Here is a 20,710-nt window from a genome sequence, read left to right on the forward strand (position 1 = left end):
GGCACGCCTACAGCGTGCCGGGCCCCTTCCCGTACGTCCCACTCCGCCGGCTACTGCCCGCCGGGGCGCACCAGACCGCTCTCGTACGCGTACACCGCCGCCTGCACCCGGTCGCGCAGCCCCAGCTTGGTCAGCACATGGCCCACGTGCGTCTTCACCGTCGTCTCGCTGACGAACAGATCCGCCGCGATCTCCGCGTTGGACAGACCGCGCGCCACCAGCTTCAGCACCTCGACCTCACGCTCGGTCAGCGTGTTCAGCGTGTCCGGCACCTGCTCGTCGCCCGACGGCAGATGCGCCGAATACTTGTCGAGCAGCCGTCGCGTGATCGACGGAGCCAGCATCGCCTCACCCGCCGCGACCACCCGGATCGCCTGTACCAGCTCGTTGGCCGGCGCGTCCTTCAGCAGGAACCCGCTGGCCCCCGCCCGCAGCGCCTCCACCACGTACTCGTCCAGATCGAACGTCGTCAGCACCAGCACCTTCGCCGGACCGTCCCGCCCGGGACCCGTGATCTGCCGGGTCGCCTCGACCCCGTCCATCCGAGGCATCCGGATGTCCATCAGGACCACATCGGGCTGCAGGGCCCGCACCTGCTCCAGAGCCTGGAGGCCGTCGCCGGCCTCACCCACGACCGCGATGTCCTGCTCCGCCTCCAGAATCATCCGGAAACCGGTACGTAGCAGCGGCTGGTCGTCGACCAACAGGACGCGGATAGCCACAGAAACTCCTTCACGGCGCGGGCTGGACCGGCCCCATTCTGCCCTGCCCCGATTCGCCCGACTCCGGCGGGCGCGCGGAAACGATCTCGCTCCGGATCTCCAGCGGATACACCGGGGGAGTCCCCCCGAACTCCGGACACACCGCCTGGTGGTCGCACCAGCCGCACAGCTTCGTCGGACGCGGGCGCCACTCACCCGTATCCGTCGCCAGCCGGATGGCCTCCCACAGGGCGAGCAGCTTCCGCTCCACCCGCAGCAGATCCGTCTCCACCGGGTCGTACGTCAACACATCGCCACTGCCCAGGTACACCAGCTGCAGGCGACGCGGCACCACCCGCTTCAGCCGCCAGATCACCAGCGCGTAGAACTTCATCTGGAACAGCGCGCCCCCGCTGTACTCCGGCCGCGGCGCCTTGCCCGTCTTGTAGTCGACGATCCGTACCTCGCCCGTCGGCGCCACGTCGATCCGGTCGATCACCCCGCGCAGCCGCAGCCCCGACTCCAGCTCCGTCTCCACGAACAGCTCACGCTCCGCCGGCTCCAGCCGCGTCGGATCCTCCAGCGTGAACCACCGCTCCACCAGCTGCTCCGCCTCGCCCAGCCAGCGCGTCAGACGCTCACCCTCGGCGTCCTCGGCGAACAGCTCGCCCAGCTCGGGCTTCGACTCCAGCAGCCGGTCCCACTGCCCCGGAATCATCGCCTTCGCCCGCGGCGCCGTCCGGTCCACCGCGGGATCGTCGAAGAGCCGCTCGAGCACCGCGTGCACCAGCGTGCCCCGGGTCGCCGCCTCGCTCGGCTTCTCCGGCAGCCGGTCGATCACCCGGAACCGGTACAGCAGGGGACACTGCATGAAGTCGCTCGCCCGCGAAGGCGACAACGACATGGGCGTCCTGGCCCCCACGGGCGGCTGCTCGCTCGTACTCATGACTCAGACCCTACGACCCGCCACTGACAGCGAGCCGCATACCATCGACGACAGACCCCGTCACGCTGCATGATCGAAGAGTGACGCACGACAGGGGTCGGGCGGAAGGCTACGAGAGGAACCCGTGAACCAGGACGACGAGCGCGGCGAGAACAAGCGGCCGCGGTCCGGCGACGCGGAACCGCCGGCCGGCGCCGACTCCCGCACCCGACGGAACGAGGAACCCGGCGGAGGGATCCTCATGGGCCGCCCCTTCGGCGTGCCCGTCTACGTCGCCCCCAGCTGGTTCCTCGTCGCCGCCCTCATCACCTGGGTCTTCGGCGACCAGATCGAACGCGTCCTGCCCGAGCTCGGCGCCGCCCGCTACCTGGTCTCCCTCTTCTTCGCCATCGCCTTCTACGCCTCGGTCCTCGTCCACGAACTGGCCCACACGATCGCCGCACTCCGCTTCAAGCTCCCGGTGCGCCGCATCCAGCTCCAGTTCTTCGGCGGCGTCTCCGAGATCGAGAAGGAGACCGAGACGCCCGGCCGCGAGTTCGTCCTCGCCTTCGTCGGACCGTTGCTCTCCCTCGTCCTCGCCGGCGTCTTCTACCTCACGCTGTACGCCGTCGAACCCGGCACCGTCCCCGGCGTGCTCCTCGCCGGGCTGATGATCTCCAACCTGATCGTCGCGATCTTCAACCTGCTGCCCGGCCTTCCGCTCGACGGCGGCCGCATGCTCCGCGCCGTCGTCTGGAAGATCACCGGCAAGCCCATGGCCGGCACCGTCGCCGCCGCCTGGGTCGGCCGGGCGCTCGCCGTCACCGTCCTCATCGGCCTCCCGCTCCTCACCCGGACGGGACTCCTCGGCAACTCCACCGACGACATCAGCGGCATGGACACCGTCACCGACGCCCTGCTCGCCGCGATCCTCGCCGCCATCATCTGGACCGGCGCCGGCAACAGCCTGCGCATGGCTCGGCTCCGCGAGCACCTCCCCGAACTCCGCGCCCGCACCCTCACCCGGCGCGCCATCCCCGTCGAACCCGCCACCCCGCTCTCCGAGGCCCTGCGCCGCGCCAACGAGGCCGGAGCCCGCGCCCTCGTCGTCGTCGACGGCCAGGGCAGCCCCACCGGCCTCGTCCGCGAGAGCGCCATCGCCGGCGTCCCCCAGCACCGCCGCCCCTGGGTCGCCGTCTCCACCCTCGCCCAGGACCTCACCGACGGCATGAGGGTCCCCGCCGAACTCACCGGCCAGCCCCTCCTCGACCACCTCCGCGCCAGCCCCGCCTCCGAATACCTCGTCGTCGAGGACACCGGCGAGATCTACGGGGTCCTCTCCGCCAACGACGTGGAACGCGCCTTCGTCAAGGCCATGGCAAGACCCTCCGCGTAACCCCGGTACTCTGGTCACATGTCCGAACCGACCGGTGCCGCCCGCCGTCGCGGGCCCTTCAAGGTCGGGGACCAGGTCCAGCTCACCGACCCCAAGGGACGCCACTACACGTTCACGCTCGAGGCCGGGAAGAATTTCCACACCCACAAGGGTTCCTTCCCCCACGACGAGCTGATCGGTGCTCCCGAGGGCAGTGTTGTCCGTACCACGGGAAACGTCGCCTACCTCGCGCTGCGCCCCCTGCTCCCCGACTACGTCCTGTCCATGCCCCGCGGTGCCGCCGTGGTCTATCCCAAGGACGCGGGGCAGATCCTGGCCTTCGCCGACATCTTCCCCGGCGCCCGCGTCGTGGAAGCCGGGGTGGGCTCGGGCTCGCTCAGCAGCTTCCTCCTGCGCGCCATCGGCGACAGCGGAATGCTGCACTCCTATGAGCGCCGCGAGGACTTCGCCGAGATCGCCAAGGGCAACGTCGAGCGCTACTTCGGTGGCCCGCACCCCGCCTGGCAGCTCACCGTCGGCGACCTCCAGGACAACCTGTCCGACACCGACGTCGACCGCGTCATCCTGGACATGCTCGCCCCCTGGGAGTGCCTGGAGGCCGTCTCCAAGGCGCTCGTCCCCGGCGGCATCCTCTGCTGCTACGTGGCGACCACCACCCAGCTCGCGCGCACCGTGGAGTCCATCCGCGAATTCGGCTGCTACGCCGAACCGCAGCCCTGGGAATCCATGATCCGCAACTGGCACGTGGAAGGCCTGGCCGTCCGCCCGGACCACCGGATGATCGGCCACACCGGCTTCCTCGTCACCGCCCGCCGCCTCGCGGACGGCGTCGAGCCCCCCATGCGCCGCCGCCGCCCCGCCAAGGGCGCGTACGGCGAGGACTACGAAGGCCCCAACAAGGGCTGACGCCCCGACAACGAAGGCGTGCCGCCGCCGAGTTCCCGCCCGGAGCGGGGAACTCGACGGCGGCACCTTCACGTTCGGCATCTTTGCGGACTGCCCGCACCCCGACTGTTCCACCCACCTGTGACGTGTGGCACGATGCCCGCAACTCCTTCCGCGCCACCCTCACAGGAGACATCCCGCGTGCAGCCCCCCGCCGTCCCGGACCTCGCGCACACCCACGCCCGGCCGGTGCACTGGCTGGCCACCGCGACCGCGATGGCCGCCGTCGTGGCCGCCGCCGGCCTGCTGCAGCCCGGCCCCGCCACCGCGACGACCGCGGCCGCCGGCAGCGGGACGACTGCCCCGCGGCCCGCGCCCGACGCCGCGTCGGCCGACTATCCCCTGGAGTGCGGGGGAGCCCCCGTCAAGATCGCGCAGCGGGCCACCGGGGACCTCGACGGCGACGCGAACCCCGAGACCGTCGCAGTCGTACACTGCGAAGCCGGTTCGGGCACGCCTCCGCACGCCCTCTACGTCCTGACCCACGCCAAGTCCGGCCCGGGCGCGCGCGTGGTCGCGACCCTCGTGGAGCCCACCCAGCAGAAGAACGTCGCCGGCCTCGCCGTACGCGACGGGGCGGTCACCGCCACCCTGCTCGGCTACTCGTCCCCGGACGTACCCAGTTGCTGCCCCGACGAGCAGGAGCGCGTCAGCTGGCGATGGGAGGGCGGCACCTTCGTCCGCGCCGCCCGGAGCGACGCTCGGAGTGTGTGACGGGTCACTCCGCGTCAGGGCCGTAGACCTCGACCCTGTCCGAAACCCGGCGCACGTGGATGCAGTCGCCCGGGCACTCCTTCGCGGAGTCCACCACGTCCTGCAGCAGCGGCAGCGGCACCGGCGTGGTGGCCCCGGCGTCCTGCAGCAGCTCGTCGTCCGCGCTCTTCACGTACGCGAGCCCGTCGATGTCCAGCTCGAAGACCTCGGGAGCGTACTGCACGCAGATCCCGTCCCCGGTGCAGAGGTCCTGGTCGATCCAGACCTCCAGCGCCTCGCCGGTGCCCGTCGTCGGGGCCTCGTGCTGCACGGTCATGTCTCCTGCCGTTCCTGAGCGTCGAAAGAGATCGTTCTTCTAAGTCCGGCCAAGCCTGACGGGTGTTGACCACTCACGACGATACAACCGGCCCGCTTTTCGATGTTGATGGGTGGGTATTCCACTGGCGTGAGGGGAAGCGCAAGGGTGAAGATCGGACACGCCCCGACAGTCTTTGTGATCTAGGGGTTTCAATCACCACCCACGCAGGTAGGGTCAGGAAGCGTCCAGCTCCCCTTGGAGGAGGTGAGGACCGTGGCAGCCCACGACGACGACATCAACCGCGGCATCCGGCCGGGGCGGGGGTCTGAAGACCCCGCCGGCCAGGTTGCCTATCTCGAGCAGGAAATCGCCGTCCTGCGCCGCAAGCTCGCCGACTCTCCGCGTCATACGAGGATTCTCGAAGAGCGGATCGTCGAGCTGCAGACAAACCTGGCCGGCGTGTCCGCGCAGAACGAGCGGCTCGCCAACACACTCCGTGAGGCCCGCGACCAGATCGTGGCCCTCAAGGAGGAGGTCGACCGGCTCGCACAGCCGCCGGCAGGCTTCGGTGTCTTCCTGCACGCCAACGAGGACGGCACCTGCGACATCTTCACCGGAGGCCGGAAGCTCCGCGTGAACGTCAGCCCCAGCGTCGAGCTCGACGAGCTCCGGCGCGGCCAGGAAGTCATGCTCAACGAGGCGCTCAACGTGGTCGAGGCCATGGAATTCGAGCGCGCCGGGGACATCGTCACCCTCAAGGAGATCCTCGAGGACGGCGAGCGCGCCCTGGTGATCGGGCACACCGACGAGGAACGGGTGGTCAGGCTCGCCGAGCCGCTGCTGGACATCACCATCCGCCCCGGCGACGCCCTCCTGCTCGAACCCAGGTCCGGCTACGTCTACGAAGTGGTCCCCAAGAGCGAGGTCGAGGAACTCGTCCTCGAAGAGGTCCCGGACGTCGACTACACCAAGATCGGCGGTCTCGGCGGCCAGATCGAGATGATCCGGGACGCGGTCGAGCTTCCGTACCTCTACCCGGACCTCTTCAAGGAGCACGAACTGCGGCCCCCGAAGGGCATCCTGCTCTACGGTCCGCCCGGCTGCGGCAAGACGCTGATCGCGAAGGCCGTCGCCAACTCCCTTGCCAAGAAGGTCGCCGAGGTCACCGGCCAGCCGGCCGGAAAGTCCTACTTCCTCAACATCAAGGGCCCGGAGCTCCTCAACAAGTACGTCGGTGAGACCGAGCGGCACATCCGCCTCGTCTTCCAGCGTGCCCGGGAGAAGGCGAGCGAGGGCACCCCCGTCATCGTCTTTTTCGACGAGATGGAATCCCTCTTCCGCACCCGCGGATCCGGAGTCAGCTCGGACGTCGAAAACACGATCGTCCCGCAGCTGCTCGCCGAGATCGACGGCGTGGAGGGGCTGGAGAACGTCATCGTGATCGGCGCCTCGAACCGCGAGGACATGATCGACCCCGCGATCCTGAGGCCCGGCCGGCTCGACGTCAAGATCAAGATCGAGCGCCCGGACGCGGAGGCCGCGAAGGACATCTTCGCGAAGTACCTCACGTCTTCGCTGCCGCTGCACTCCGACGACCTCTCCGAGCACCACGGCTCGAAGGAGGCCGCCGCCCACGGAATGATCCAGTCCGTGGTCGAGCAGATGTACGCGGAATCCGAGGAGAACCGCTTCCTCGAGGTCACGTACGCCAACGGCGACAAGGAAGTCCTCTACTTCAAGGACTTCAACTCCGGAGCCATGATCCAGAACATCGTGGACCGGGCCAAGAAGATGGCCATCAAGGCCTTCCTCGACCACAACCAGAAGGGCATCCGCGTCTCCCACCTCCTCCAGGCCTGCGTGGACGAGTTCAAGGAGAACGAGGACCTGCCCAACACCACCAACCCGGACGACTGGGCCCGTATCTCCGGAAAGAAGGGCGAGCGGATCGTCTTCATCCGCACCCTCGTCACCGGAAAGCAGGGCGCGGACACCGGACGCTCCATCGACACGGTGGCGAACACCGGTCAGTACCTGTAGATCGCACACCGGCTGCGGATGTCCGGCACCACGGACATCCGCAGCCGTCGTATTCCACCCCAGTTCCACCCAGCAAAACCGTGAATCGATCTCCCCACCGGCGCGGAGTCGCTCTAGGCTCGTCGGTACTTGTTGCGCCGCACCCGAAGGGGAGCGCCGCCGGGCAAGGAGGGCCGCATGACCGTACGGCGAGTAATGGGCATCGAAACGGAGTACGGGATCTCCGTTCCGGGCCACCCGAACGCCAATGCCATGCTCACCTCGTCCCAGATCGTCAACGCCTACGCGGCGGCGATGCACCGGGCGCGCCGCGCCCGCTGGGATTTCGAGGAGGAGAATCCGCTGCGGGACGCCCGCGGCTTCGACCTCGCCCGCGAGGCCGCCGACTCCAGCCAGCTCACCGACGAGGACATCGGCCTGGCCAACGTGATCCTCACCAACGGAGCCCGGCTCTACGTCGACCACGCCCACCCGGAATACAGCGCTCCCGAGGTCACCAACCCCCGCGACGCCGTCCTCTGGGACAAGGCCGGCGAGCGGATCATGGCAGAGGCCGCCGAACGAGCCGCCCAGCTCCCCGGCGCCCAGCCCATCCACCTCTACAAGAACAACACCGACAACAAGGGTGCCTCCTACGGCACGCACGAGAACTACCTGATGAAGCGGGAGACCCCCTTCTCGGACATCGTGCGCCACCTGACGCCCTTCTTCGTCTCCCGCCAGGTCGTCACCGGCGCCGGCCGCGTCGGCATCGGCCAGGACGGCCGCGAACACGGCTTCCAGATCAGCCAGCGCGCCGACTACTTCGAGGTCGAGGTCGGCCTGGAGACCACGCTCAAGCGCCCCATCATCAACACGCGCGACGAGCCGCACGCGGACGCCGAGAAGTACCGCCGACTCCACGTGATCATCGGCGACGCGAACCTCTCGGAGATCTCCACCTATCTGAAGCTGGGCACCACGGCCCTGGTGCTGTCGATGATCGAGGACTCCTTCATCAACGTGGACCTCGCCGTCGACCAGCCCGTACGCACGCTCCACCAGGTCTCCCACGACCCGACGCTCCAGCACCTGGTCACGCTGCGCAGCGGCCGGACACTCACCGCGGTCCAGCTCCAGATGGAGTACTTCGAGCTGGCCAGGAAGTACGTGGAGGAGCGCTTCGGTGTCGACGCCGACGAACAGACCAAGGACGTCCTGATCCGCTGGGAGGACACGCTCAACCGGCTCGAGCACGATCCGATGAGCCTGGCCGGCGAGCTGGACTGGATCGCCAAGCGGGAGCTCATGGAGGGCTACCGGCGACGCGACGACCTGGACTGGGACGCGGCCCGGCTGCACCTCGTGGACCTGCAGTACGCCGACGTACGCCCCGAGAAGGGCCTGTACAACCGCCTGGTGGCCCGTGGCCGCATGAAGCGGCTCCTGGACGAGACCGAGGTCGAGAGGGCCGAGACGAAGCCTCCGGAGGACACCAGGGCCTATTTCCGTGGGCGCTGCCTGGAGCAGTACGCGGACGACGTGGCGGCCGCCTCCTGGGACTCGGTGATCTTCGACCTCCCGGGCCGGGACTCCCTCCAGCGGGTGCCGACCCTGGAGCCCCTGCGGGGCACCAGGAACCACGTGAAGGAACTGCTCGACCGGTGCAGGACGGCGGAGGAACTGGTCCGCGTCCTGTCGGGCGGCTGAAATGGCCGGGCGCTGGGAATCATGGGACTAGCGCCCGGACGTTGTACCAAACTGCGGGGCCGATGTCAGACCTGGCTTGTAGGGTCTGATCTTGAGAGACCCAACCGAGCGGGCCGATTCGAGCGGGGTGAGGGATATGGCGACCAAGGACACCGGCGGCGGACAGCAGAAGGCGACGCGTTCCACGGAGGAGGTCGAGGAGACGACCGCGGAGGAGACCTCCGACCTCAAGGAGCGCCAGGAGAAGCTGAGCGACGACGTCGACTCCGTGCTGGACGAGATCGACGACGTGCTCGAGGAGAATGCCGAGGACTTCGTGCGCTCCTTCGTGCAAAAGGGCGGCCAGTAAGGCATCCGACCTTCGGATCGAAGGTCGGGGCGGGGTGACCCAGGCGATTGCCGGACGGTGCGGGCGAGGCTGCTCGCGCCGTCCGGTCGCAAGCGATGTGTCGAACGACAGTGCGGTCGACTGCCCCCGCAATCGATGTGGATCATCGTCACAGGACGGGTAGGGTCCGTGGCGTACTGTGCTTCAACTGCAATTCGGCCATCGGCAAGTTGGGAGACGATCCCGACACTCTGCGTCGGGCCATCTCATATTTGGAGGGACACGCGTGGAAGCCAACACTCGTAGCACCGGGCGTCTACCAGCTGCCTTCCTGACGCCGGGATCGTCCTCGTTCATGGACTTCCTGTCCGACCACTCGCCGGAGATGCTGCCGGGCAACCGGAAGCTGCCCGAGGGGGTCGTCGAGGCGCCGCACGGCACCACCATCGTCGCCGCGACCTTCGCCGGCGGCGTGGTCCTCGCCGGTGACCGGCGGGCGACCATGGGCAACATGATCGCGCAGCGCGACATCGAGAAGGTGTTCCCGGCCGACGAGTTCTCGGCCGTGGGCATCGCCGGCACCGCCGGTCTCGCCGTGGAGATGGTCAAGCTGTTCCAGCTGGAGCTGGAGCACTTCGAGAAGGTGGAGGGGGCGACCCTCTCCCTGGAGGGCAAGGCGAACCGTCTGTCCACCATGATCCGCGGGAACCTCGGGATGGCGATGCAGGGCCTCGCCGTCGTGCCGCTCTTCGCCGGCTGGGACGAGGGCAAGGAGAAGGGCCGGATCTTCTCCTACGACGTGACCGGCGGCCGCTCGGAGGAGCACGGATTCGCCGCCACGGGTTCCGGTTCGATCTTCGCCCGGGGCTCGATGAAGAAGTTGTTCCGCCCCGACCTGACGGAGGAGCAGGCCACGACGCTGGTCGTACAGGCGCTGTACGACGCCGCCGACGACGACTCGGCGACCGGCGGACCGGACCTGTACCGCCACATCTATCCCATCGTCACCGTCATCACCGACGAGGGCTTCCGCAGGCTCACCGAGGAGGAGTCCTCGGCGCTCGCCCGCTCGGTCACCGATCGGCGCCTGGAGCAGCCCGACGGTCCGCGCGCGGCCCTGCTCTGATCACTCGTCGTCCGAAGAATCCCAGAAGAAAGGGACGGGTAGCCGGTGTCGACTCCGTTCTACGTCTCACCCCAGCAGGCCATGGCCGACCGGGCGGAGTACGCCCGCAAGGGCATCGCCCGCGGCCGCAGTCTGGTCGTCCTTCAGTACACCGACGGCATCGTGTTCGTCGGCGAGAACCCGTCCCGCGCGCTGCACAAGTTCAGCGAGATCTACGACCGGATCGGTTTCGCGGCGGCCGGAAAGTACAACGAGTACGAGAACCTGCGGATCGGCGGTGTCCGCTACGCCGACCTGCGTGGTTACACCTACGACCGGGACGACGTGACGGCCAGGGGCCTGGCCAACGTGTACGCCCAGACGCTGGGCACGATCTTCTCGAGTGCGGGGGAGAAGCCGTACGAGGTGGAGCTGGTCGTCGCCGAGGTCGGTGCCGAGCCCGAGGGCGACCAGATCTACCGCCTGCCGCACGACGGCTCCATCGTGGACGAGCACGGTTCGGTGGCCGTGGGCGGCAACGCGGAGCAGATCGGCAGCTTCCTCGATCAGCGGCACCGCGACGGGATGTCGCTCGCCGAGGCGCTGAAGCTGGCCGTGCAGGCGCTGTCGCGGGACACCAACGGCAGTGAGCGGGAGATCCCCGCGGAGCGGCTCGAGGTGGCGGTCCTCGACCGTACGCGCCCGCAGCAGCGGAAGTTCAAGCGGATCGTCGGGCGTCAGCTGGTGCGTCTGCTGGAGGCGGACAACGCGGCGATCGCGAAGACGGACGAGCCGTCGGACGACATTCTCGACGACTTGGACCTGGACGAGTAGATCCCTCCTCGCCCGCTCGATGGCCCCGGTCCGCTTCTGCGGGCCGGGGCTTCGTCGTGCTCAGGCCGGTGCCGGGCCTGAGGAGTCGCGGGGCATCAGGGTGACCGGGAGGTGGCCGGGTTCCGGGGTCTCGCCCGCCAGGACGGCGAGGAGGGCGGCCATGCCGCGCTCGCCGATGCGTTCGGCGGGCAGGCGGACGGTGGTGAGCTCCGGTTCGACGGCGGTGGCGAGGGCCAGGTCGTCGAAGCCGGTGACGGAGACGTCCTCGGGGACGCGCAGGCCCAGCCGCCGCGCGGCCTTGCAGGCGCCGGCGGCGAGGATGTCGTCGTCGCAGACGAGGGCGGTGGGTCGCGGGCCGGGGCCGGTGAGGGCGCGTTCGGCGGCGGCGCGGGCGCCGTCCACGTCGAGGGGCGCGCGCACGGTGCGTACCGAGGCGTCGCGGAGCGCCTCGGCGAGGGCGGCAGCCCGTACGTCGAAGGTCCAGGAGGGCACGGCCGAGGCGAGATGGACGAAGCGGCGGTGACCGAGGGCCAGGAGGTGTCCGGTGACCTGCCGCATCCCGTCCGCGATGTCGAGGTTGACGTGCGCGGCGGCGCCGGTGTCGGCGGGGTCGCTGTCGAGCATGACCAGGGGCAGATCGGTGCCGCGGAAGGCCTTGAGGGCGTCGGCGGCCATGGAGGAGGCGATGACGCCGTCGAGTGCGGCGCGGGCGGAGGCGAAGGGGTCCTTGGCCGGGCCGACGCCGTCCGGCGAGGGGTAGAGGACGACGCCGAAGCCGTGCCGGGCGGCAACGGTGGCGGCGCCGGTGTAGACGCGGGCGAAGAACTCGTTGGTGAGCGCGGGGACGACGAGGAGCGCGGTCCTGGTGTGCCCGAGGCGGAGGTTGCGAGCGGCGAGATTCGGCCGATATCCGAGACCGCGCGCTGCCTCGCGTACGGCCTGTGCGGTGCGTTCGGAGACGCGACCGCGCCATTTGTCGCCGAGCACGAGGGAAACGGTGGCCTGGGACACTCCGGCGGCCCTGGCGACGTCCCGGCTGGTGGGCCGCGCTGCGCTGGGGGGTTCCGGGGTCTGCACTCGTTGCCTCCGCGAGGGATGGTTGCCGCCCACGGGGTGGACCCGGGGGATGCCGCCATGGTACGTATGACTCCGGAAGTTATACGTAAAACCTCGGGGGTGGGGCACCGGGGGAGAGGAGACGGACATGGCCACCGAGGCCAAGGAGAGCGGCGGCTATCTCGACATCCTCAGGGCGCCGCACGCCCTGCGACTGCTCACCGGCACCCTCGTCGGCCGGCTCCCGAACGGCACGGGACCCATCGCCATCGTGCTCTTCACCCGCTCGGAGGGCGGCAGCTACAGCCTGGCGGGCGGGCTCACCGCCGCGTACGGCATCGCCACCGCCGTCGGCCAGCCCCTGCTCGGCCGGGCCGTCGACCTCAAGGGTCAGCCGCGCGTCCAGCTCCCCGCCGCGCTCGTCTCCGCCCTCGGCATGATCGTCCTGGGCGTGGCCGGAATCAGCCCCCTCGTCCTCGCCTACGCGGCCGTCGTCGTCGCCGGGCTCTTCACCCCGCCCCTCGAAGGCGGACTGCGCGCCCTGTGGCCGAGCGTGCTCGGCCGGGAGGACCGCGTCCACCGGGCCTACGCCCTGGACGCCGTCGCCCAGGAGGTCATGTTCACCGTCGGACCGTTGCTGGTGACCCTCCTGGTCGCCCTCTGGTCGCCGGCCGCGGCGCTCCTCGTCATCAACGTCCTCGGCGTCCTCGGCGCGCTCTCCGTCGTCCTGTCCGAGCCCTCGCGCGCGTGGCGCTCGGAGCCCCGCGAGGCACACTGGCTCGGCGCCCTGCGCTCGCCCGGTCTGCTCGCCCTGCTCGGCTCGTTCTTCTTCGTCGGGCTCGCCCTCGGCTCCATCACCGTCGCGGGCCTCGCCTACGCCGACGACCGGGGCAACGAATCGGCCTACGGCTGGCTGATGGCCGCACTCGGTCTCGGTGCGCTGATCGGCGGCGTCCTCTACGGCGCCCGGCGCTGGGCCGGCGCCCCCGAGCGGCGACTGCGGGTCATCGTCGGACTGCTCGCCCTGGGCTACCTGCCGCTCATGCTCACGCCCGGTGTCGTACCGATGACGGCCCTCGCGGCGCTCTCGGGCTTGTTCCTCGCCCCGGCGCTCGCCTGCGGCTTCATCGTCGTCGACCGGCACGCACCGAGCGGCACCGTCACCGAGGCCTTCTCCTGGCTCGTCACCACCTTCGGCGTGGGGGCGGCCCTCGGCTCGGCGGTCGCGGGGCCCGCCGTCGAACTCGCCGGAACCACGGCGGGCTTCGCCGTCGCCGGCGGAGGCGGTTTCGTGGCCCTCCTCGTCCTCCTGGCCACCGGACGGGTCCTCACGGCCCCCGGCCGCAGCGTGCGACACGCCGTCAGCGTGACCGGCGGGAGTGCGGGACACGCCGAAAGGAACGCGCACTCATCGGAAAATGATCGAAACGGGGCTGTCGAACCCGGTTTCAGCTCAGGCCATCAGGCGTAATGTTCAGACATGGACCGCCGCATTTTCGGGCTGGAGAACGAGTACGGCGTCACGTGCACGTTCAGGGGACAGCGCCGACTGTCTCCTGACGAAGTGGCGCGCTACCTCTTCCGCCGTGTCGTGTCATGGGGCCGCAGCAGCAATGTCTTCCTGCGGAACGGCGCCCGCCTGTACCTCGACGTGGGTTCGCATCCGGAATACGCAACTCCCGAATGCGACAACGTGACCGAACTGGTCACGCACGACAAGGCCGGCGAACGCATTCTCGAAGGCCTGCTCGTCGACGCCGAACGCCGCCTGCACGAGGAGGGAATCGCCGGCGACGTCTATCTCTTCAAGAACAACACCGACTCGGCGGGAAACTCCTACGGCTGCCACGAGAACTATCTCGTCGCCCGCCACGGAGAGTTCTCCCGGCTCGCGGACATCCTCATTCCCTTCCTCGTCACCCGACAGCTCATCTGCGGCGCCGGAAAGGTGCTCCAGACCCCGCGTGGCGCGGTCTACTGCGTCTCCCAGCGGGCCGAGCACATCTGGGAGGGCGTCAGCTCCGCGACGACCCGCTCCCGGCCCATCATCAACACCCGCGACGAGCCGCACGCGGACGCCGAGCGCTACCGCCGGCTGCACGTCATCGTCGGCGACTCGAACATGTCCGAGACGACCATGCTGCTCAAGGTCGGCGCCACCGACCTCGTGCTGCGCATGATCGAGGCGGGCACCGTGATGCGCGACCTGACCCTGGAGAACCCGATCCGGGCCATCCGCGAGGTCAGCCACGACATCACCGGCCAGCGCAAGGTCCGGCTCGCCAGCGGCCGCGAGGCCTCCGCCCTGGAGGTCCAGCGCGAGTACTACGAGAAGGCGGCCGACTTCGTCGACCGCAGGGGCATCCGTACCGGCACGGTCGCCCAGGTCCTGGAGCTGTGGGGCCGCACGCTGGACGCCATCGAGGCCGAGGACCTCGACCGGATCGGTACCGAGATCGACTGGGTCATGAAGTACAAGCTCATCGAGCGGTACCGGGCGAAGAACAACATGACCATGTCGCACCCCCGGGTCGCGCAGATAGACCTCGCGTACCACGACATCCACCGCCGCCGCGGGCTCTACTACCTCCTGGAGAGGAAGGGCCAGGCGGCCCGGATCTGCAACGACCTGAAGATCTTCGAGGGCAAGTCGGTGCCCCCGCAGACCACCAGGGCGCGGCTGCGCGGCGACTTCATCCGCCGCGCGCAGGAGCAGCGGCGGGACTTCACCGTCGACTGGGTCCACCTCAAGCTCAACGACCAGGCGCAGCGCACCGTGTTGTGCAAGGACCCCTTCCGGTCGGTCGACGACCGGGTGGAAAAGCTGATCGCCGGAATGTAGGACATCGCTGTACGAAGTGCCAGGGCCCCGTGTGATTGACGCGCGGGGCCCTTGGCCTGTCCGGATGGTCCCCTAGAGTGTCGAGCAACTACTGTGCCGTCTGAGATCTGAGGAACACGTGCGCCGACTTGCCGGCCTACTGGTCGTCCCGCTGCTGCTGCTCTCGACAGCGGCCTGCGGCAGCGACGACAAGGGCTCCGATTCCGCCTCGATGAAGAACGGACTGCCCGCCATCACCGCGGGTGAGAAGTTCGGGGAGAAGCCCACCCTCTCGAAGGGGGAGGGGGACCCGCCGAAGGAACTCAAGGTCAATGTGATCAGCGAGGGCGACGGCGCCGTCACGAAGAAGGGCGACGCGCTCCAGGTGAACTACCTGGGTCAGGCCTGGGACTCGACCACACCCTTCGACAACAGCTTCGACCGCGGGCAGCCGTTCGACCTGACCCTCGGTGCCGGCCAGGTCATCAAGGGCTGGGACCAGGGCCTGGAAGGCCAGAAGGTCGGCAGCCGCATCGAGATCGGCATCCCGCCGGAGCTCGGTTACGGGGCGCAGGGGCAGGGCGACATCAAGCCCAACGCCACCCTCGTCTTCGTGGTGGACATCCTGAAGGCCACCACGGTCCCGAAGTCCGCCGAGGGCACCGAGGTCGCCCAGGAGAACAAGGACCTGCCGAAGGTCGGTACGAACACCGACGGCAAGGCCCCGTCCCTGACGGTTCCGAAGGTCGACCCGCCGACCAAGCTCGTCTCCAACTACGTGCTGGAGTCCAAGGGCGAGGCCGTCACGGCCACCGACACGGTCGTCGTGAACTACGTCGCGGCGCTGTGGAAGGACGGCAAGGTCTTCGACTCCACGTACGCGACGGGCAAGCCCGCCAACTTCCCGCTCGCCCAGCTGACGCTGAAGGGCCTGAAGGACGGCATCACCGGCAAGAAGGTCGGCAGCCGCATCCTCATCGTCGCCCCGCCGTCCGAGGCGTTCGGCGACAAGGAGCAGCAGGGGATCCCGAAGAACTCCACGCTGGTCTTCGCCGTCGACATCCTGGCGAAGATGTAAGACTGTCCAGGTCGCGCAGTTCATCGTTTGCGCGGTTCATCAGTTTGAGGAGCACACTGCAGTGAGCATCGAGAAGCCCGAGGTCGACTTCCCGGGCGGCGAGCCGCCGGCCGACCTGGAGATCAAGGACATCTGGGAGGGCGACGGCCCGGAGGCCAAGGCCGGGGCCACCGTCTCCGTCCACTACGTGGGCGTCTCCTTCTCCACCGGCGAGGAGTTCGACTCCTCGTGGAACCGCGGCACCCCGCTGCAGTTCCAGCTCGGTGCCGGCCAGGTCATCGCCGGCTGGGACCAGGGCGTGCAGGGCATGAAGGTCGGCGGCCGTCGCCAGCTGATCATCCCCGCCCACCTCGCCTACGGCGACCGTGGCGCCGGCGGCAAGATCGCCCCGGGCGAGACCCTGATCTTCGTCTGCGACCTGGTCGCCGTCTGATCGGTCACGCCCCGACCTGAAACGGTCACCCGAGGGTCCCCGCCGTCCGGCGGGGACCCTCGGCTTTTGCCACGACACCCCGGGGCGGTACGGTCGGATGTCCGAGAAGTCAATCCGGCAGAAGAGGTGCAGGGCGTCGATGGCGATTGCCAAGGCCGAGCGGTTGATGAATCTGGCCCTCTGTCTGCTCGGAACCCGCCGGCCGCTCTCCAAGCGTGAGCTGCGGGACTCGATCGAGGCCTATGTCGAGGCCGTCAGGCCGGGCAACGGGGCCGCCGGTGGCGACGACGCCTTCAACCGGATGTTCGAACGCGACAAGGATGATCTGCGCGAGCTCGGCCTCGTCATCGAGACGGTCGAGAACCTCGAGGGCGAGATCGGGTATCTGGCCCGCCGCGACTCCAACCGCCTCCCGCCGATCACGCTCGACGCCGAGGAGGCCGCTGCGCTCGGCCTCGCCGCCAAGGTGTGGCAGCAGGCACGCCTCGCCGGAGCGGCCAGCGGCGCCCTGCAGAAGCTGCGGGCCGCCGGGATGCCCGAGGCCGAGGACTCGTACGACGCCCAGCACAGCGCGCTCGAGCCCCGCATCCCCGTCCACGAGACGGCCTTCGAGCCCCTGATGCTGGCCTGCCGCGACCGGCGCCCGGTCGTCTTCGACTACCGCAAGGCGACGGCCGCGCGCCCGGAGACCCGCCAGGTGGAGCCGTGGACGCTGGAGTGCTGGCGCGGCCACTGGTACCTGGCCGGCTGGGACCGCGACCGCAGCGCCGAGCGCGTCTTCCGCCTCTCCCGTATCACCGGCAAGGTCCGCTCCCGGGCCGGTGCCTTCACCGCGCCGGTGCCCGACGTCGTCACCGTCCGCGAGACCGTGGAGAGCTGGGCGGGCGAGATCGCGACCCGCTCCGCCCGGATCCGGCTCCGCGCCGGCTGCGGCTATCCGCTGCGGGCCAGGGCCCAGTCCGTACGGGAGGGCGCGGACGGCTGGGACGAGCTGGAGATTCCGTACGGGCACGGCCTCGACGCCTGGCTCGTGGAGTTCGGTCCCGATGTCGTCGTGCTCGAACCCGCGGACCTGCGGGCCGATGTGGTGGACCGGCTGCGCGCCGTGGCCAAGGGCTGAAGGGGAGACGTACAGCATGGCTGCGAACGCGATCGACCAGACGAGGCGGATGCTCTCCCTTGTCACCTACCTCCGGGAACGGCCCGGCGCCCACGTCGCCGACGTCGCCCGCGCCTTCGGGATCACCGAGGACGAACTGATCTCCGACCTCGATGTGCTGCCCATGTGCGGGACGAGCTTCCGCGGCGGCGATCTGCTCGACATCGACACCGACGGCGACCGGATCTGGTGGCACAACCCGGACGACGTCGCCGAGCCGCTGCGGCTCGCCGCCGACGAGGCGACGGCCCTGCTGGTCGCGGCGCGGGCCGTGGCCACGCTGCCCGGCCTGCGGGAGAGCGACCGCCAGGCACTGCTGCGTGCCACCGCCAAGCTGGAGACGGCGGCCGGCGAGGCCGCGGGGGCCAGTTCCCGGCTCTCGGTCACCTTCGAGTCCGAGGGCGGTGTCTTCGCCGAGGTGGACCGGGCGATCTCGGAGCGCCGACGGCTGTGGGTGCGCTACTACTCGCCCGCCCGCGACGAGCTGACCGAGCGCGAAGTGGACCCGATCCGGCTCTTCGCCGTCGGTCACACGTACATGGAGGCGTGGTGCCGACTGTCGGAGGCGCGCCGCACCTTCCGGCTCGACCGGGTCGCCGAGATCCGGATCCTCGAGGAGCAGTCCGCGCCGCCCGAGATCGAGCTGCGGGATCTGTCGGAGGGGCTGGTCCAGCCGTCGGCCGACGACCCGGAGGTCGTCGTCGAGGTCGGTCCGGGCGGCCGCTGGGTCGCCGAGTACTACCCGCACGACCGGGCCGACGAGCTGCCCGACGGGGGACTGCGCATCACGCTGCGGACGCCCGCCCCCGCCTCGCTGCGGCGGCTCGCGCTGCGGCTCGGCAGCGACGGGCGGATCGTCTCACCGCAGGACCTCGCCGACAGCGCCCGGGAGGCGGCGACAGCCGCCCTCGCCGCCTACGACGGCCAGGAGTGACGCACGGGGAATGTGACATTCCCCGCTGAGTCGACGCTGTTGTCTGTGGAGTCGATGGATTCGCGAGAGCGCGGGAGCCGTCGCGGGAACCGAGAGGGATGAGGGAAATGTCCGTGATGCACGGAATGACGGCGTCGATCGCACCGGTCCTCTTCAAGGCCGCCTGCCCCGACTGCCGTGCCCGTTTCGAACTCTCCGCGGGCGCGCTGCGCCTCGCGATCGGCGCCAGCCGCCGCACCACCTTCTACTCCTTCACCTGCCCCGAGTGCGGCAGTTCCGTACGCAAGCCTGCCGGCGAACGGATCGTCGAACTCCTCACCGGCGGCGGCGTCCGCACCCTGCGCCTGCACTCCACCGTCTGACACCCCGTCCGGCTCCCGGTCTCCAAGCCCGTCCGGCGGCCCGTCCGGCGCTTGGACGGCGCTTGGACGGCGCTTGGGCGGCCGCGCAACGTCTAGGCTCGGCACATGTTCTGGCCCATGCTCGCCATCGCTCTCGGCTTCCTCGGCATCGCCGTCCTCGGCGTCCTCGGCATCAAGGTCTTCCTCGAGGCCCAGCGGCTCGGCCGCCAAGTGGCCGACACCACTGAGCGGATCAACCGCGCCGCCGAAGAGCTCGAGAACGCCGCGGGGCAGCTCGCCCGAACCGGCGAAGCGCTGCGCTAGCACCCGGGAACCGGCGGGGTGCGGCGGTCGTGCCCGCGCTCAGGTGGTGGTCTCCTCGCGCATGGCGACGCGGGGTACGCTGCTGATCGCGGCCCAGATCAAGAGGGGCGGGCCGCAAACGGGTGTATGCACAGGGATTGCCCTGCGTTTACTCGTGCGCGTTACGATCGCTGACGGTCGGGGTTCGGACAACAGTCCGGGCGGCGGCCGCCAGCCCAGCCCCACGCCGCCTCGATGAGAAGGTAGACCACGCTTATGTTCCGTCAGATCGGTCCCCTCGAGATCAGCCTGATCCTCCTTGTCATCGTGCTGCTCTTCGGTGCCAAGAAGCTGCCGGAGATGGCCCGTTCCCTGGGTAAGTCGGCGCGCATCCTGAAGAGCGAGGCGAAGGCGATGAAGTCGGAGGGCGGCCAGCAGCCCGCCCCCGCCGACCCGCCGGCCGAGCAGCCCGCGGCGGCGCAGCGCACCATCAAGGCCGCGCCCGGCGACGTCACCTCCGCCCGGCCCGTCACCGAGCCGTCGGACACCACCCAGCGCTGACCCCGCTCGACCCCCAAGGCCGCTGCACGACGGCCTGCCGCACGAGATGAGGACGTGGGTTGCTGAAGCCTGCCCGCACAAAGAAGGAGAAGGATCCCGAGGGGCGGATGCCGCTCGTGGACCATCTGCGCGAGCTCCGTAACCGGGTCGCCAAGGCGATGCTCGCGGTCGTGGTGGCCTCGGTCGTGGCCGCGTTCTTCAGCCAGCAGCTGATGGACTTCCTCTCCTCGCCCGTACCGAAATGCCCGCCCGGCACTTCGGTCGCCGACAACACCGGCGGGCGCTGCGTCATCATCGCGTACCAGACCATGCTGTCGCCCTTCACCTCCACGGTGAAGGTGATCATGCTGGCGGGAGTCGTCGCCGCCTCTCCGGTCTGGCTGTACCAGCTGTGGGCGTTCGTCGCGCCCGGCCTCCACAAGAGCGAGAAGCGGTACACGTACTACTTCGCGGCCGTCGCCGTGCCGCTCTTCGCCGCCGGCGCCTACATCGCGTACCTGATCATGCCGGTCAGTGTGAAGGTCCTGATCAGCATCACGCCCGACGTCGCCTCGAACTTCCTCTCACTCGACGACGTCCTGGACTTCACCACGCGCATGGTGCTCGTCTTCGGGCTCGCCTTCGAACTGCCCCTGCTGCTGATCATGCTCAACTTCGCCGGCGTGGTGACCGGCAAGCGCATGGCCGGCTGGTGGCGCGGCGTGATCATGGGCATCTTCGTCTTCGGTGCGATCGCCACGCCGTCCACCGACCCCCTCGGCATGATCGCCCTCTCCGGGCCGATCATCGTCCTCTACTTCATCGCCGTCGGCATCTCGCTGCTGAACGACCGGCGCCGCGCCCGTAACAACCCGGACGCCGAGCTCGACGACGACGAGGCGTCCGCCCTCGACCTCACCCCGGAGGGCGTCGGAGCCATCGAACCCGTCAGCGCCACCCGCGCCCTGCCCGAGCAGGCCGGCGGCGAGGCCGACGGCGGCAGATCGCTCCGACCCGGCGGTTACGACGACATCACCTGATCTTGTAGGGTCCTCCCCCCAGACTCCGTC

22 protein-coding genes and 1 pseudogene are annotated in these 20,710 nt (G+C 69.5%); 19 read left to right on the forward strand and 4 right to left on the reverse strand.

The features are described 5' to 3' along the window. Positions 1 to 50: 50 nt before the first annotated feature. Both ACFV9D_RS33855 and ACFV9D_RS33860 read right to left on the reverse strand, forming a co-directional pair. Complete coding sequence (locus tag ACFV9D_RS33855) at positions 51 to 722, reverse strand: response regulator (protein ID WP_385155041.1); 672 nt, start codon at positions 720 to 722, stop codon at positions 51 to 53. Between the two features lie 10 nt (positions 723 to 732). Continuing rightward, positions 733 to 1,647, reverse strand: a complete 915-nt coding sequence (locus ACFV9D_RS33860; RefSeq protein ID WP_385155044.1) for a RecB family exonuclease — start codon at positions 1,645 to 1,647, stop codon at positions 733 to 735. Positions 1,648 to 1,888: 241 nt separating this feature from the next. Here ACFV9D_RS33860 and ACFV9D_RS33865 point away from each other — a divergent pair, with 241 nt between their 5' ends. The 3 genes from ACFV9D_RS33865 to ACFV9D_RS33875 all read left to right on the forward strand — a co-directional run bounded on the left by ACFV9D_RS33865 (position 1,889) and on the right by ACFV9D_RS33875 (position 4,681). Continuing rightward, positions 1,889 to 3,022, forward strand: a complete 1,134-nt coding sequence (locus tag ACFV9D_RS33865; protein ID WP_385155176.1) for a site-2 protease family protein — start codon at positions 1,889 to 1,891, stop codon at positions 3,020 to 3,022. Positions 3,023 to 3,040: 18 nt separating this feature from the next. Next, positions 3,041 to 3,928 (forward strand): tRNA (adenine-N1)-methyltransferase, encoded by an 888-nt coding sequence (locus tag ACFV9D_RS33870; RefSeq protein ID WP_019884997.1) that lies wholly within the window; start codon positions 3,041 to 3,043, stop codon positions 3,926 to 3,928. A 180-nt stretch (positions 3,929 to 4,108) separates the two neighbouring features. Then, positions 4,109 to 4,681 carry a hypothetical protein gene (locus ACFV9D_RS33875; RefSeq protein ID WP_385155048.1) on the forward strand — a complete coding sequence of 191 codons (573 nt, stop codon included), beginning with the start codon at positions 4,109 to 4,111 and terminating at the stop codon, positions 4,679 to 4,681. Positions 4,682 to 4,685: 4 nt separating this feature from the next. Here ACFV9D_RS33875 and ACFV9D_RS33880 read toward each other — a convergent pair whose 3' ends face one another. After that, complete coding sequence (locus ACFV9D_RS33880; protein ID WP_385155051.1) at positions 4,686 to 4,997, reverse strand: ferredoxin; 312 nt, start codon at positions 4,995 to 4,997, stop codon at positions 4,686 to 4,688. Between the two features lie 255 nt (positions 4,998 to 5,252). Between ACFV9D_RS33880 and arc the strand changes: the two genes are divergently transcribed. From arc to prcA, 6 genes and pseudogenes are all read left to right on the forward strand, one after another. Beyond that, entirely contained in the window at positions 5,253 to 7,019 is a 1,767-nt protein-coding gene (gene arc, locus ACFV9D_RS33885; protein ID WP_385155054.1) for a proteasome ATPase, read from the forward strand. Between the two features lie 177 nt (positions 7,020 to 7,196). Then, positions 7,197 to 8,708 (forward strand): depupylase/deamidase Dop, encoded by a 1,512-nt coding sequence (gene dop, locus ACFV9D_RS33890; RefSeq protein ID WP_385155057.1) that lies wholly within the window; start codon positions 7,197 to 7,199, stop codon positions 8,706 to 8,708. Between the two features lie 136 nt (positions 8,709 to 8,844). Beyond that, a complete protein-coding gene (locus tag ACFV9D_RS33895; protein WP_215071186.1) occupies positions 8,845 to 9,057 on the forward strand; it encodes a ubiquitin-like protein Pup in 213 nt (70 codons plus the stop codon). A 56-nt stretch (positions 9,058 to 9,113) separates the two neighbouring features. Continuing rightward, positions 9,114 to 9,371 (forward strand): annotated as a pseudogene (locus tag ACFV9D_RS33900) (endonuclease VII domain-containing protein); the annotation flags it as partial. Beyond that, positions 9,323 to 10,162 carry a proteasome subunit beta gene (gene prcB, locus ACFV9D_RS33905; protein WP_385155062.1) on the forward strand — a complete coding sequence of 280 codons (840 nt, stop codon included), beginning with the start codon at positions 9,323 to 9,325 and terminating at the stop codon, positions 10,160 to 10,162. The pseudogene ACFV9D_RS33900 and the gene prcB, both read left to right, overlap by 49 nt. A 45-nt stretch (positions 10,163 to 10,207) precedes the next feature. Beyond that, a complete protein-coding gene (prcA, locus tag ACFV9D_RS33910) occupies positions 10,208 to 10,975 on the forward strand; it encodes a proteasome subunit alpha (protein ID WP_385155065.1) in 768 nt (255 codons plus the stop codon). A 60-nt stretch (positions 10,976 to 11,035) separates the two neighbouring features. Here the strand turns inward: prcA and ACFV9D_RS33915 are convergent, their stop codons facing one another. After that, entirely contained in the window at positions 11,036 to 12,052 is a 1,017-nt protein-coding gene (locus ACFV9D_RS33915) for a LacI family DNA-binding transcriptional regulator (protein ID WP_385155068.1), read from the reverse strand. 127 nt (positions 12,053 to 12,179) lie between these two features. Here ACFV9D_RS33915 and ACFV9D_RS33920 point away from each other — a divergent pair, with 127 nt between their 5' ends. From ACFV9D_RS33920 to tatC, 10 genes are all read left to right on the forward strand, one after another. Then, on the forward strand, positions 12,180 to 13,502 hold the full coding sequence (locus ACFV9D_RS33920; RefSeq protein WP_385155071.1) for an MFS transporter: 1,323 nt from the start codon (positions 12,180 to 12,182) through the stop codon (positions 13,500 to 13,502). A gap of 9 nt (positions 13,503 to 13,511) precedes the next feature. Beyond that, positions 13,512 to 14,873 (forward strand): Pup--protein ligase, encoded by a 1,362-nt coding sequence (gene pafA, locus ACFV9D_RS33925; protein ID WP_137990376.1) that lies wholly within the window; start codon positions 13,512 to 13,514, stop codon positions 14,871 to 14,873. Positions 14,874 to 14,991: 118 nt separating this feature from the next. Continuing rightward, entirely contained in the window at positions 14,992 to 15,930 is a 939-nt protein-coding gene (locus ACFV9D_RS33930; protein ID WP_385155074.1) for an FKBP-type peptidyl-prolyl cis-trans isomerase, read from the forward strand. 61 nt (positions 15,931 to 15,991) lie between these two features. Further along, positions 15,992 to 16,363, forward strand: coding sequence for an FKBP-type peptidyl-prolyl cis-trans isomerase (locus tag ACFV9D_RS33935; RefSeq protein ID WP_385155077.1), 372 nt, complete (start codon positions 15,992 to 15,994; stop codon positions 16,361 to 16,363). 139 nt (positions 16,364 to 16,502) lie between these two features. Beyond that, the gene (locus ACFV9D_RS33940) at positions 16,503 to 17,483 is read left to right on the forward strand and encodes a helix-turn-helix transcriptional regulator (protein ID WP_385155080.1); all 981 of its coding nucleotides are present in this window, start codon (positions 16,503 to 16,505) and stop codon (positions 17,481 to 17,483) included. 16 nt (positions 17,484 to 17,499) lie between these two features. Then, the gene (locus ACFV9D_RS33945) at positions 17,500 to 18,456 is read left to right on the forward strand and encodes a helix-turn-helix transcriptional regulator (RefSeq protein WP_385155085.1); all 957 of its coding nucleotides are present in this window, start codon (positions 17,500 to 17,502) and stop codon (positions 18,454 to 18,456) included. A gap of 98 nt (positions 18,457 to 18,554) precedes the next feature. Beyond that, complete coding sequence (locus ACFV9D_RS33950) at positions 18,555 to 18,818, forward strand: hypothetical protein (RefSeq protein ID WP_385155088.1); 264 nt, start codon at positions 18,555 to 18,557, stop codon at positions 18,816 to 18,818. 105 nt (positions 18,819 to 18,923) lie between these two features. After that, on the forward strand, positions 18,924 to 19,121 hold the full coding sequence (locus ACFV9D_RS33955; protein WP_385155091.1) for a hypothetical protein: 198 nt from the start codon (positions 18,924 to 18,926) through the stop codon (positions 19,119 to 19,121). A gap of 255 nt (positions 19,122 to 19,376) precedes the next feature. Further along, the gene (tatA, locus tag ACFV9D_RS33960; RefSeq protein WP_385155094.1) at positions 19,377 to 19,661 is read left to right on the forward strand and encodes a Sec-independent protein translocase subunit TatA; all 285 of its coding nucleotides are present in this window, start codon (positions 19,377 to 19,379) and stop codon (positions 19,659 to 19,661) included. 107 nt (positions 19,662 to 19,768) lie between these two features. Beyond that, on the forward strand, positions 19,769 to 20,680 hold the full coding sequence (tatC, locus tag ACFV9D_RS33965; protein WP_385155179.1) for a twin-arginine translocase subunit TatC: 912 nt from the start codon (positions 19,769 to 19,771) through the stop codon (positions 20,678 to 20,680). Positions 20,681 to 20,710 lie beyond the last annotated feature (30 nt).

It is taken from the genome of Streptomyces sp. NPDC059875, assembly GCF_042731085.1.
In the GTDB taxonomy this organism is placed as follows: domain Bacteria; phylum Actinomycetota; class Actinomycetes; order Streptomycetales; family Streptomycetaceae; genus Streptomyces.

What these genes read in the sequence shown, in the direction of transcription:
- dop (WP_385155057.1), top strand. Translation starts at nt 7,197, where the DNA reads ATGACCGTACGGCGAGTAATGGGCATCGAAACGGAGTACGGGATCTCC.
- ACFV9D_RS33870 (WP_019884997.1), top strand. Translation starts at nt 3,041, where the DNA reads ATGTCCGAACCGACCGGTGCCGCCCGCCGTCGCGGGCCCTTCAAGGTC.
- ACFV9D_RS33945 (WP_385155085.1), top strand. Translation starts at nt 17,500, where the DNA reads ATGGCTGCGAACGCGATCGACCAGACGAGGCGGATGCTCTCCCTTGTC.
- ACFV9D_RS33895 (WP_215071186.1), top strand. Translation starts at nt 8,845, where the DNA reads ATGGCGACCAAGGACACCGGCGGCGGACAGCAGAAGGCGACGCGTTCC.
- tatA (WP_385155094.1), top strand. Translation starts at nt 19,377, where the DNA reads ATGTTCCGTCAGATCGGTCCCCTCGAGATCAGCCTGATCCTCCTTGTC.
- pafA (WP_137990376.1), top strand. Translation starts at nt 13,512, where the DNA reads ATGGACCGCCGCATTTTCGGGCTGGAGAACGAGTACGGCGTCACGTGC.
- ACFV9D_RS33865 (WP_385155176.1), top strand. Translation starts at nt 1,889, where the DNA reads ATGGGCCGCCCCTTCGGCGTGCCCGTCTACGTCGCCCCCAGCTGGTTC.
- ACFV9D_RS33940 (WP_385155080.1), top strand. Translation starts at nt 16,503, where the DNA reads ATGGCGATTGCCAAGGCCGAGCGGTTGATGAATCTGGCCCTCTGTCTG.
- tatC (WP_385155179.1), top strand. Translation starts at nt 19,769, where the DNA reads ATGCCGCTCGTGGACCATCTGCGCGAGCTCCGTAACCGGGTCGCCAAG.
- ACFV9D_RS33920 (WP_385155071.1), top strand. Translation starts at nt 12,180, where the DNA reads ATGGCCACCGAGGCCAAGGAGAGCGGCGGCTATCTCGACATCCTCAGG.
- ACFV9D_RS33880 (WP_385155051.1), bottom strand. Translation starts at nt 4,997, where the DNA reads ATGACCGTGCAGCACGAGGCCCCGACGACGGGCACCGGCGAGGCGCTG.
- ACFV9D_RS33860 (WP_385155044.1), bottom strand. Translation starts at nt 1,647, where the DNA reads ATGAGTACGAGCGAGCAGCCGCCCGTGGGGGCCAGGACGCCCATGTCG.
- ACFV9D_RS33955 (WP_385155091.1), top strand. Translation starts at nt 18,924, where the DNA reads ATGTTCTGGCCCATGCTCGCCATCGCTCTCGGCTTCCTCGGCATCGCC.
- ACFV9D_RS33950 (WP_385155088.1), top strand. Translation starts at nt 18,555, where the DNA reads ATGAGGGAAATGTCCGTGATGCACGGAATGACGGCGTCGATCGCACCG.